This is a genomic window from Shinella zoogloeoides, assembly GCF_020883495.1.
In the GTDB taxonomy this organism is placed as follows: domain Bacteria; phylum Pseudomonadota; class Alphaproteobacteria; order Rhizobiales; family Rhizobiaceae; genus Shinella; species Shinella zoogloeoides.
The window spans coordinates 609,192-621,182 of record NZ_CP086610.1 but is presented as its reverse complement, the minus strand read 5'-3'; the positions used below and the strand labels follow the sequence as shown (position 1 = coordinate 621,182).

General features: G+C 64.6%; 9 protein-coding genes. 3 read left to right on the top strand and 6 right to left on the bottom strand.

Annotated elements, in window-relative coordinates; genetic code table 11:
* Positions 1-77: 77 nt before the first annotated feature.
* From modA to K8M09_RS02995, 3 genes are all read right to left on the bottom strand, one after another.
* The gene (gene modA / locus K8M09_RS03005) at positions 78-851 is read right to left on the bottom strand and encodes a molybdate ABC transporter substrate-binding protein (protein WP_160787831.1); all 774 of its coding nucleotides are present in this window, start codon (positions 849-851) and stop codon (positions 78-80) included.
* Between the two features lie 504 nt (positions 852-1,355).
* Entirely contained in the window at positions 1,356-1,502 is a 147-nt protein-coding gene (locus tag K8M09_RS03000) for a DUF1127 domain-containing protein (protein ID WP_160787832.1), read from the bottom strand.
* 163 nt (positions 1,503-1,665) lie between these two features.
* A complete protein-coding gene (locus tag K8M09_RS02995; protein ID WP_160787833.1) occupies positions 1,666-2,802 on the bottom strand; it encodes an aminotransferase in 1,137 nt (378 codons plus the stop codon).
* 64 nt (positions 2,803-2,866) lie between these two features.
* On the opposite strand from K8M09_RS02995, the gene K8M09_RS02990 reads away from it, so the two are divergent.
* The gene (locus tag K8M09_RS02990; protein ID WP_160787834.1) at positions 2,867-3,436 is read left to right on the top strand and encodes a helix-turn-helix domain-containing protein; all 570 of its coding nucleotides are present in this window, start codon (positions 2,867-2,869) and stop codon (positions 3,434-3,436) included.
* A gap of 184 nt (positions 3,437-3,620) precedes the next feature.
* Positions 3,621-6,182 (top strand): GcvT family protein, encoded by a 2,562-nt coding sequence (locus tag K8M09_RS02985; RefSeq protein WP_160787835.1) that lies wholly within the window; start codon positions 3,621-3,623, stop codon positions 6,180-6,182.
* Between the two features lie 61 nt (positions 6,183-6,243).
* Here K8M09_RS02985 and K8M09_RS02980 read toward each other — a convergent pair whose 3' ends face one another.
* Both K8M09_RS02980 and K8M09_RS02975 read right to left on the bottom strand, forming a co-directional pair.
* Positions 6,244-7,437, bottom strand: coding sequence for an amidohydrolase family protein (locus K8M09_RS02980; protein WP_160787836.1), 1,194 nt, complete (start codon positions 7,435-7,437; stop codon positions 6,244-6,246).
* A 115-nt stretch (positions 7,438-7,552) separates the two neighbouring features.
* The gene (locus K8M09_RS02975; RefSeq protein WP_206366705.1) at positions 7,553-8,596 is read right to left on the bottom strand and encodes a murein L,D-transpeptidase family protein; all 1,044 of its coding nucleotides are present in this window, start codon (positions 8,594-8,596) and stop codon (positions 7,553-7,555) included.
* 324 nt (positions 8,597-8,920) lie between these two features.
* Here K8M09_RS02975 and K8M09_RS02970 point away from each other — a divergent pair, with 324 nt between their 5' ends.
* A complete protein-coding gene (locus tag K8M09_RS02970) occupies positions 8,921-9,337 on the top strand; it encodes a MerR family transcriptional regulator (RefSeq protein ID WP_160787837.1) in 417 nt (138 codons plus the stop codon).
* Positions 9,338-9,438: 101 nt separating this feature from the next.
* Here K8M09_RS02970 and K8M09_RS02965 read toward each other — a convergent pair whose 3' ends face one another.
* A complete protein-coding gene (locus tag K8M09_RS02965) occupies positions 9,439-11,718 on the bottom strand; it encodes a heavy metal translocating P-type ATPase (RefSeq protein WP_160787838.1) in 2,280 nt (759 codons plus the stop codon).
* Between the last annotated feature and the right edge of the window lie 273 nt (positions 11,719-11,991).

The following is an 11,991-nucleotide window of genomic DNA, read 5'->3' as shown; positions in this document are numbered from 1 at the left end:
ATTGCCCTCCCCTTGTGGAGAGGGGGTCTCTCACACAACAGTCCCGAGCTATCATCCCGGCCTGTCGCGAGCCTCACTTACTTCAGGATGGTGAAGCCCTGCTCCGTGAAGAAGGGCGCGGCCTTGTCGGACTTCAGGAAGTCGAGATAAGCGCCGGCGGCCGCGCTCTTGGATTCAGAGAGGATCGCGACCGGGTAGATGATCGGCGGGTGGCTGTCTTCCGGGAAGGTGCCGACGACGGCGACGCCCGGATCGGCGGCGGCATCCGTCTGGTAGACGATGCCGTAGGGCGCTTCGCCGCGCGAGACGAGGGCGAGCGCCGCGCGCACGCTTTCCGCGCCGGCGACCTTGCCTTCGACGGAGGACCAGACGCCGAGCTTTTCAAGTGCCGCCTTGCCGTATTTGCCGGCCGGCACGCTGTCGACGGCGCCCATGGCAAGCTTGCCGTCGCCGACGAGGCCGGCGAGGTCGAAACCGTCCTTGATCTCGACCGTCGAAGCCTTGTCCTTGGGCGCGACGAGCACGATGCGGTTGCCGAGGAGGTTCACGCGGGTGTCGTCCTTGATCAGCTTCTTCTCGGCGACGTAATCCATCCAGGCAAGGTCTGCCGAGATGAAGAGATCGGCGGGGGCCGCCGCCTCGATCTGCTTGGCGAGCGCCGAGCTTGCGGCATAGGAGACCGCCGTCTCGTTGCCGCTTTCCGTCTGCCAGGCGGCATTGGCCGCATCGAGCGCGTTCTTGAGGCTGGCGGCGGCAAAGACGGTGACCTTGTCCGCGGCGGCGGCCGGCAGGGCAAGCGGCAGGGCCGCAAGCGCGGCAACGACGAGTTTCAGAAGCAGGCGACGGTTCATGGCTATTCTCCCTTTTCCTGCCTTGCCGGCAGCGTGATATCCTTTTGAATATAGCGGCACATAGGCCTTTGCCAGCGCTATATTTTCAAAAACACAATGAAACTGCCTAAGCGGATCGGCCGGTTTCGATATCGTCGTGTGGGAAAAGAGGTCCAGAAATGGAAAAGCCTGCCGCGGGAGGAGGTGCGGCAGGCTTTCCGATAGAACCGAATGGCGACTGGGAGGAGGAGTGCCGCCATTCCAGCAGTCGGCCCTGGGAGGAGGAGTGGGCCTTCTGCATCCATCGAAGCTTCGTGGGAGGAGGTACGTTGCTTCGATAAATATGACTATATCCGATTCCTGATTATTCGATAGGCATCGTTTTGCAAGGCAGCTATGCGTTATGCGCGTGACGTATATCTCAATTCCGTTGAATTAAGGCAGACGCAGGCGATTCGTTCGCACGTGCAAAAACGCCCGCCGGAGGGCGGGCGTCTTCGAATTCCGCCGTTTCCGGCGCGTCGGTCAGAAGCCGACGGCGGCGCGGGCGACGGTCTTGATTTCCGAGCGCTCGATGCCGAGGTCGCGCAGTTCACGCGCGCTCATGCGGTCGAGTTCGTTGACGGTCTGACGGTACTTGCGCCAATTGTTGAAGGAACGTGCCATGTTCATGATGATCCCCTTTCAGAGGCTCTCTGTTCGGCACCGGTCCGTGGCGCCGCGTCTTTCGATGACCGCTTTATAGGCTTATGCTGCAATGCAGTACAGCGACAAGCCAGCACGTCACCCATGCGGAAGACGCATGGGTCCGGTAAGCTTCCGTTAACGAACAACCTCAGGCGGCGCGTGCCGCCTGCTCTTCCCGCAGGAAGACGGACAGGCGTTTCAGCCCCTCGCGCAGGATCGCCTCCCCGTTCGCATAGCCGATGCGCAGGTAACCCTCCATGTCCATGGCGCTGCCCGGCGTCAGCATGACGCCGGTGCGCTCCAACAGCGTCGTGCAGAAGGCTTCGGAGCTTATCGGCAGGTCGTATTTCAGGAGTGCCGTCGTGCCGGATTGCGGCTTTACCCAGGCGATCAACGGCTCATCCTCCACCCATTCGGCGAGGATCGCGAGGTTGCGCCGGGTGATCGCATGGCTGCGGGCAAGAATCTTGTCGCGGTTCTCCAGCGCGATGGCGGCGAAGTGATCATCGAGCATGCCGACGCTGATCGTATTGTAGTCGCGGTGGATGGAGACTGCATGCAGCAGCGTCTTCGGCCCGACGATCCAGCCGAGACGCAGGCCGGCAAGCGACCATGTCTTGGACATGCTGCCGGTGCTGATGCCTTTTTCGTAAAGATCGGCGATGGAAGCAGTCATGCCGTCGCCCTGCTGGTCCGTGCCGCGATAGACCTCGTCACAGAGGACCCATGCGCCGCAGCCGCGCGCGATCTCCACGACCTGCAAGAGAAAGTCCCGATCCATCAGCGAGCCGGTCGGGTTGTTGGGATTGTTGAGGCAGATGAGTTTGGTGCCGGGCGCGGCGAGGCGGCGCAGCTCCTCAAGGTCCGGCAGGAAGCCGTGCGCCTCCGTCAGCTTCAATATCCGGACATCCGCGCCAAAACTCTCCGGAATGGAATAGTGCTGCTGGTAGGTTGGGAGAACCGAAATGACCCGGTCGCCCGGCTCCACCAGCGTCTCATGCACCAGCGCATTGGCGCCGATCGCGCCATGGGTGACGACCACATTCTCCGCCGCCTGCCGTTCATAAAGGCCGGCGATCAGGCCGCGCAGCCGGTCGCTGCCCTCGATGGCGCCATAGGTGAGCTTCATCGGCAAGAGTTCGGCGAGGATATCGTCGCGCTTGCCGGCCATGTCGAGAAGCTCGGCGACCGTCAGCGATTCCACGCAGGTTTCCGCGAGATTCAGCTCGCAATCGTTCTCGTAGCGGTTCATCCAGATCTCGACGCCGAAATCGCGTATCTTCATGGCTGGCTCCTTTCGGGCTAGAAGGCGGGATGCGGCGCGGCCGCCCCTTCGATAACGAAACGATATGAGCAACATATTGCACAGTCAAGAACGCGGCGACGTGCTCGCCCATGTTTCCGGTAACCTGCGGCGCTTCCGGCTGGCCGCCGGGCTCAGTCAGGTGGCGCTGGCGGAGGCCTCCGGCATCAGCCGCCGCATGATCGTGGCGCTGGAAGGGGGCGATGCGAATATCAGCCTGTCGAGCCTCGACAAGCTGGCGGCCGCCATGGGCGTCGGCTTCGTCGATCTGGTGCGCGACCCCGCCCGCGCACCCTCGGCGGAGATCAACGAGGTAACCTGGCGCGGGACAGGCCCCGAAAGCGCCGCCGTGCTGCTCGGCTCGGCCCCGGCGGCGACGGAGGCGCAGATGTGGCTCTGGTCGCTCGGCCCCGGCGAGCGCTACGAGGCCGAACCGGACCCGGCCGGCTGGCACGAAATGATCTTCGTGACCGAGGGCACGCTGCGGCTCGAGCTTTCCGGCGTCGCCAAGGACTATCCGGCCGGCAGCTTCGCCGTCTACGCCACCGACCGGGCCTATGCCTATGCCAATCCCGGCGAAGGCGTCGTCCGCTTCGTGCGCAATGTCGTTGCCTGAACCGGCCGCCCGTCGCGGCGAAAGGCGTTGCACGCCCCGCGCGATCCGCTAGGGTCGCGCCACCGGCTGAGGGCACCGCTTCGGAGGACTGTCGGAACTGGTCGCGGACGAGTCGCAGACAGGCTGCACTGACATCGGCCGAGGCCCTAAAATCGGCTGAAATTTCTCATCGGGGTCTATGAGCATGGCAGAGTTTCCGCAAAAGGCGAAGGTCGTCATCATCGGTTTGGGTGGCATCGTGGGCGCGTCTATCGCCCATCATCTCATCGAGCGCGGCTGGGACGATATCGTGGGCATCGACAAGTCGGGCATCCCGACCGATATCGGTTCGACGGCGCATGCCTCGGACTTCTGCTACACGACCAGCCACGACTATCTCTCGGTCTGGACGACCCAGTATTCCATCGATTTCTACGAGAAGATGGGCCACTACGCGCGCATCGGCGGCCTCGAAGTCGCCCGCACGGGCGACGATAGCTGGATGGAAGAGATCAAGCGCAAGCTTTCCTCCGCCCGCGCCTTCGGCACCCGCGCGCATTATGTCTCGCCGTCCGAAATCAAGCAGATGTTCCCGCTGATCGAGGAAGATCAGGTCATGGGCGGCCTGTTCGACCCGGATGCCGGCCTCGTCGTGCCGCGTTCGCAGACCGTTGCGGGCAAGCTGGTCGACGCCGCCGAAAAGTCCGGCAAGCTGCAGGTCTACGGCAACACGCCGGCGACCGCGCTCATCGTCGAGAAGGGCCGTATCAAGGGCGTCGTCACCCATCGCGGCACGATCATGGCGGACCATGTCATCGTCTGCGCCGGCATCTGGGGCCGCCTGATCGCCGAAATGGTCGGCGAGGACCTGCCCGTCATGCCGGTCGACCATCCGCTGACCTTCTTCGGCCCGTACAACGAGTTCGAAGGCACCGGCAAGGAAATCGGCTTCCCGCTGCTGCGCGACCAGGGCAACTCCGCCTATATGCGCGACACCGGCGACCCGAAGACCACCGAGGGCGGCCAGATCGAATGGGGCTATTACGAGCAAACCAATCCGCGCCTCTGCCACCCGCGCGACATTCTCGAAAAGCACGAGGCGCGCCTTTCGCCCTCGCAGCGCGACCTCGACATGGAGCAAATCCTCGAGCCGCTGGAAAAGGCCATGGAGCTGACGCCGATCCTCGGCGAACTCGGCTATAACGAAGGCCATTCCTTCAACGGCCTGCTTCAGGTTTCCGCCGCCGGCGGCCCGTCCTGCGGCGAGAGCCAGAAGGTGCGCGGTCTATGGTACTGCGTCGCCATCTGGGTGAAGGACGGCCCCGGCTACGGCAAGCTCATCGCCGACTGGATGACGGACGGCCGCACCGAGATCGACCACAACTCCATCGATTATTCCCGCTTCTATCCGCACCAGCTCGAAGAGACGTTCATCGAGGGCCGCTGCTACGAGGCCGCCCAGAAGATCTACTTCCCGGCCGTCCACAACCGCGAACCCTATGCCTCGGGCCGCGGCGCCAAGCGCTCGCCCTTCCATGAGCGCGAGAAGGAACTCGGCGGCTACTTCATGGAACTGGGCGGCTGGGAGCGTGCGCACGGCTACAAGGCCAACGAGCACCTGCTGGAAAAATACGGCGACCGCGTTCCGGTGCGCGAGAACGAATGGGACAGCCGCCACTTCTGGCGCGTCTCCAATGCCGAGCATCTGGCGCTGAGCGAGGATTGCGGCATCATCAACCTCTCGCACTTCCACATGGTCGACATCGAAGGCCCCGACCATGTGGATCTGCTGGAATGGCTCTGCGCGGCAAAAATCGGCGGCGACGGCAATATCGGCAAGGGCATCTACACCCACTTCCTCGACGACGAGGGCATGGTGCGCGCCGACTTCACCGTCTTCCGCATGGCCGACCGCTGCCGCCTCGTGAACGGCGCCGATGCCGGCCCGCGCGACTTCCACTACATGAAGCGCGTGGCCGAGGATCGCGGCCTCGACGTCACCATCACCGACACGTCGGAGAAGTTCATCACCATCGGCATCTGGGGCCCGAACGCCCGCGAAAACCTGAAGAAGGTGGTCGCGGACCCGGCCGGCCTCGATATCGAGAACTTCCCCTTCGCCGCGATCAAGCAGATCGAGATCGCCGGCAAGAACGTGACCGCCTTCCGCATCTCCTATGTCGGCGAGCAGGGCTGGGAACTGCACATGAAGTACGAGGACGGCCTTGCCGTGTGGGATGCGCTGCGCTCCACCGGCGTCATGGCGGTCGGCGTCGAGACCTATGCCAACTCGCGCCGCATGGAAAAGAGCCTGCGCCTGCAGAACGCGGACCTTCTCACCCAGTACAACCTCATCGAGGCCGACCTTGCCCGCCCCAAGGTCAAGGAAGCCGATTTCCGCGGCAAGGCGAAGCATCTGGAATACAAGGCGCGCGACCACCAGCCCGCCATGCTCTGCACGCTTCTCATGACGGAGAATACGGACCGGAACGGCGTCAAGCGCTACCCGCTCGGCAATCTGCCGGTCGTGGACCCGGCGACGGGGGAAATCCTGATCGACGAGCTCGGCCGTCGCTCCTACACGACCTCCATCGCCTTCGGTCCGACCATCGGCAAGAACATCGCGCTCGCCTACCTGCCGCACGCCTATTGCCAGGAAGGCCGCAAGCTCAACATCGAATATTTCGACGAGAGCTACCCGGTCGAGGTGGTCAGCATCGGCTACAAGCCGCTGTACGACCCCGAGAACCTGAAGCCGCGCACATAAGCGGCTTCGAGGAGATCAAATAAAAGGGCGCGCCGGTGGAGACTGGCGCGCCCTTTTCCGTTCAGCGGACCATCGCCTCGTTCTCCGCGACCAGCCGACCAGCCCTGAACACCCGGCGGCCCTTAGGCAACGCCACCACGGCCTCCGGCACATGCGCGGCGGCCAGCGTCACGAAATCGGCCTTCGCACCGACCGCGATGCCATAACCTTCGAGGCCGAGGGCCTTCGCCCCGGCGGCGGTCACCACGTCGAAGGCGGCGGAAAGCTCCTCGTCGGTGTAGAAGCCGGAGCGGTAGCCGATCATCATGGCGCGGCCCAGCATGTCGCCATCGCCGTAAGGCCACCAGGAATCGCGAATGTTGTCGCTGCCGGCAAAGACGTTGACGCCCTCCCCGCGCAGGAGCGCGACGGGCGGGAAGGCGTGGTCGCCCGGGGCATTGGTCATGATGGAGACACCGGCGGCGGCAATCTTCGCGCCGATACGGCGGGCGGCGTCCGGGTCGAGATTGCCGAGGCCGTAGGCATGGCTGATCGCCACCTTGCCCTGCATGCCAAGCGCGACCGTACGGGCGCAGATCTCCTCCACGGTGAAAGCGCCGAGCGTGCCGAAATCGTGCAGGTGAATATCGACGCCGACGCCATGCTTGCCGGCAACGCCGAAGACGACATCGAGATGGCCCTGCACATCACGGTCGAAGCTCGCCGGGTCGAGGCCGCCGACGAGATCGGCCCCCATGGCGATGGCTTCGTCCAGCAGTTCCGGCGTGCCGGGGCTTTTCAGGATGCCGCTCTGCGGGAAGGCGACAAGCTGGATGTCGATGATATCGCGATACGCCTCGCGGACGGCCAGGATCGTCTCCAGCGACTTCAGCCCGACGGAGCCATCGACCATGACATGGCTGCGCATCTGGAGGGAGCCGTTGGAAACGCACAGTTCGAGCTGGTTGCGGGCGCGCTCGGCCATCGGCGCGGCCCCCGCCATGTTTTCCGCCTGGAAGGCGACGCGCTCATGCACGTCGAAGCCGTTGGTGCAGGGTTTGTGCGCAATCCACTTGTCGCCGTAGAAGCTGGTATCGAGATGGATATGCCCCTCGACAAAAGCCGGCACCAGCAGCGCGCCGGCAATATCGACCATCGAAGCCGTATCCGAGGCAGCGCCGGCCGGTGCGATGGAAACGATGCGGCCGCCGGCCACGCCGATGTCCTTCAGCGAACCGTCCGCCAGCTTCGCATTGGTGAAGAGAGTTTCCGTCATGTCGCGCCTCCATATGTCCATGGATCGATCCGCCGGCTGGGCGGATCAAATTGCGCGCAATAATGTGATAAAATCGTATACAGTCAATAGGCGGCCGCGATGGCCGCCTCTTGCGTCAATCGTCGTAGGGGTCGGCAAGCGCCGCCTCGGGCCGGCTGACGGGGTATTTCGTGCGCGAGATGCGCGCGGCCATGCCCTTTGCGCCTTCCTGCTTGAGCAGCGTGCGGAAGCTCGGATGCATGCCGCCGTCCGAATAGGAGAAGCTGGAGACCGGCGCGGCGCCCGCGAAGGCCGCATCCAGCTTCTTCTGCTCCGCGCCGATCTTCGCCATCAGCTCGCCATCGGCTCCATCGACGGTGGCCGGGCACTGGGCGAGCGGGTCGTCCGGCTCGCCATCCGCGAAGTCCTTGTTGAAGACGTAGCGGCCGCCGCAGACGGAGACCTTCGGCTGGCGCCTGGTGAAGGCGAAGGCGTCGTAGCCCTCCTTCAGCGTGCGCCAGAAGGACATGTTCGGGTCGTCCTTGTGCTTGGCCATGTTCTCCGTGGTCATGCGGAACGGATAGGCCTGCACCTGGAACCGCTCCTGCCCGCCTTCCAGCGCCTTCTGCACGATGGCGTAGATTTCGCCGACGCCCTGATCGGTCATGGCGTAGCAGCCCGAGGAGGAGCAGGCGCCATGCACCATCAGCGCCTCGCCCGTATAGCCGAGCGCCGATTCCAGCTTGTTCGGATAGCCGAGGTTGAAGGAGACGTAATATTGCGAGTTCGGGTTCAGCATGCCGGCGGAGACATGGTAGAAGCCTTCCGGCGCCTGGCGGTCGCCGCTCTTCGTCTTGGGGCCGAGCTTGCCGGACCAGCGGCACATCGGATAGGTCTTGAACAACGCATATTTGCCGCTCGTATCGACCTTCCAGACCTCCAGCTCGCTTTCCTGCTTGAAGATGCGCACGAGCACGGGGCTTTCCGGCCGCATCTTCTTCTTCGACATCTCCGCCTTCACCTTGCTGGAAAGCTTGGGCGTCTCGGCGAGCGAGGCGACGTCCATGGCCATGCAGCCGGCGAGCAGGCTGCCGGCAACGGCCGCGGCGGCAAGCCGCGCGAAAAGCGAAAGACGCGGGCGGGCGGTTCCAGAAGAAAGGCGATGGCGAAGCGCAAACATGGGTCGGTTTCGGTTTTCGAGGTCCGTGGCGCGCCGCAGTCCCCGCGACGCATCGAAGCTTCAGAGTCCTAGCGATTGCTTAGAACTTCGTTAATCTTGTGGCCTTCATCGGCCCGGCGCGGCATCATGCCTCGTTTCCGGCCAGAGCTTAAAGCCTGACGCTCCCCGAGCTTCAAGACCAGCTTTGCGGCTTTCTTTCGTCAGCGATCACGACGAGGTCAAAATATCGTCAGATGCTTGCGCCGGGCCGGCCCCGGAAGAGAAGGCTTGATTTGCGGCGGCGCACGGCACATCTCTTGGGCGGTTCATTGATGAGGCGAAGCAATGCTGACGATCGGCGATCTTTCCAGGGAAACGGGCGTCAAGGTTCCGACCATCCGCTATTACGAGCAGATGGGGCTGCTCTCCCATGCCGGGCGCTCGGAAGGCAACCAGCGGCGCTACTCCCGTGAGGAACGCGACCGCCTTGCCTTCATCCGCCACGCCCGCGACCTCGGCCTGACCATCGACGCCATCCGCGAGCTGATCGACCTCAGCCAGCATCCCGAACGCCCCTGCCACGACGCCGACCGCATCGCCGCAGAGCAGCTTGCCACCGTGCGGCGCAAGATTGCCCGGCTTCGCAAGCTGGAAGCCGAGCTGGAGCGCATCACCAGCCATTGCCATTCCGACCAGATCAGCGATTGCTACGTCATCCGCGCATTGGCCAATCACGATCTCTGCGCGGACGAGCACGACTGAGGCCCCGGAGCATTTCGGTGAATTCCGATTCACCGAAATGCTCCGGATTCCTGTTTTGCCGCCTTTGCAGCCGAAGCGGAACCGCTTCGGCTGCAAAGGCTCTAGCGGATCGGCCGCAGCAGGCGCAGCGCATTCATCGTGACGAGCACGGTCGCGCCGGTATCGGCGAGGATCGCCGGCCACAGGCCGGTGATACCCATGACGGTCGTCACCAGGAAGACGCCCTTGAGGCCGAGCGCGATGACGATGTTCTGCACTATGTTGCGCATGGTGCGCTTCGAGAGGTCCGCCATCAGCGCGACGTCGCCGACGCGGCCGTGCAGGATGGCGGCGTCCGCCGTTTCCAGCGCCACATCCGTGCCGCCGCCCATGGCGATGCCGATATCGGCGGCGGCGAGCGCCGGGGCGTCGTTGATGCCGTCGCCGATCTTGCCGACGACGAAGCCCTCGCGCTGGAGTTCGCCGACGATGCGCTGCTTATCCTCGGGCATCAGCTCGGCACGCACCTCGATGCCGAGTTCGGCGCCGACGGCTTTTGCCGTGCGGGCATTGTCGCCGGTCAGCATGATCGTCTTGATGCCGGCGTCCCGCAGGGTCTTCAGGCCGCTGGCGGCATCGGCGCGTGGCTCGTCGCGCATGGCGATGGCCCCGGCGAGAACGCCGTCGACGATCAGCATGGAGACGGTCTTGCCGTCGTCGTTGAGCGCCGTGGTGGCGGCCTGCACCTCCTCGGAAAGCGCGACCCGCTCGGCGGCAGCCTTGGGCGAACCGAGGAAGACATCCCTGCCCTCGACCGTGGCGGTGACGCCCTTGCCGCCCAGCGCCCGCGAGCCGGTGGCAACCGGGGGAACGATGCCGTCTTCGGCGGCCTTGCCGAGGATGGCGAGCGCCAGCGGATGGCTGGAGCCGGTCTCCAGCGCGGCGGCGAGACGCAGGACCTCAGCCGCCGGCTGGGAGAAGGCGACGACATCGGTGACCTTGGGCTTGCCCTCGGTCAGCGTGCCGGTCTTGTCGAAGGCGATGGCGGTGAGTTTCCCCAGGCCTTCCAGAACCGCCCCACCCTTCATGAGCAGGCCGCGACGCGCGCCGGACGACAGCGCGGCGGCGATGGCGGCGGGCGTGGAGATAACGAGCGCGCAGGGGCAGCCGATCAGCAGCACGGCGAGGCCCTTGTAGACCCACGCGTTCCAGTCGCCGCCGAAGAACAGCGGCGGGACGAGCGCGACGAGCGCGGCGACGACGACCACGCCGGGCGTATAATATTTCGAGAAACGGTCGATGAAGCGCTCGGTCGGGGCTTTCGATTCCTGCGCCTCCTCGACCAGCTTGATGACGCGGGCGATGGTGTTGTCGGCCGCAGCGGCCGTGACGCGGATGCGCAGAGCCGCATCGCCATTGACCGTGCCGGCGAAGACCGTGTCGCCGACGTCCTTGCGCACCGGCGTGCTTTCTCCGGTGACGGGGGCCTCGTCGATGGCGCTCTCGCCCTCGATGATCGTGCCATCGGCGGAGATGCGGTCGCCCGGGCGCACGAGGATGACGGCGCCGACGGCCAACGATTCGGCCGGCACCTCCTTCGTGCGGCCCTCCGCGTCCTCCAGCAAGGCCGTCTTCGGCACCAGCGCGGAGAGCGAGCGGATGCTGTCGCGCGCCTTGCCGGCTGCGACGCCTTCCAGCAATTCGCCGACGAGGAAGAGGAAGACGACGGCGGCGGCCTCCTCCGTGGCGTTGATGATCACCGCGCCGACGGCGGCGATGGTCATCAGCATCTCGATGGAGAAGGGCGTGCCGGCGAGCGCGGCCATGATGGCGCGGCGGGCGATCGGCACGAGGCCGACGGCCATGGCGATGATGAAGGCATAGGTCGCGATGGACGGGAAAAGATGGCCGATGCCATAGGCGAAGACCAGCGCCGCGCCGGCGAAGATGGTGAGGCGGCCCTTCCTGCCCTTCCACCACGGGCCTTCGGAAGGACCATGGTCATGACCGTGCAGCCCTTCGATGGCCGCAGCCTGCGGTTTGGCGTCGTGGCCATGGCCGGCGTGATCGTGATGGTCGTGATCGTGTGCATGATCGTGACCGTGCCCATGGTTATGCCCATGGTCGTGATTGCAGCCGGGGCCATGCTCGTGTTTGCCGGCCGGCTTTTCCGCCGCGAGCGCCGCGCCCGGCGTGACGGTATAGCCGAGGCCGGAGACCTTGCGGCGGATTGCCTCCAGATCGCTCGTGACATCGTGCTGCACGCGCATGGTGCCGGCCGTCACGGATACGGACACGTCCGCCACCCCCGGCATGCGGCGCACGGCCGTATCGATCTTGCTGGCGCAGGAGGCGCAATCCATGCCCTCCACCCGGAACCGCGTCTCTTTCACATCGGACATCGCATCATCCTCTTCAGTCTGTCGAGAATGTTCTACGACCTCTAGCGACTAGAGGTGCAAGAGCCGTTTCCGAAAAAAATCGGCAAAAGTACCGCATTGAATTGTGCCGCCGGCCTGTGCTAGAGAGCCGCCACTTATTGCAGGTTTCATCTGCTGGTTGGGGAGGACGCCATGTCTTGCGACGCCCTCTTCCAATCGGGGATGGGCTCGGTAGATGCCCCCCGAACGGAAGAACGCTTTTCGATGCGTGCCATCGCGGCACGGTCTGGCTTA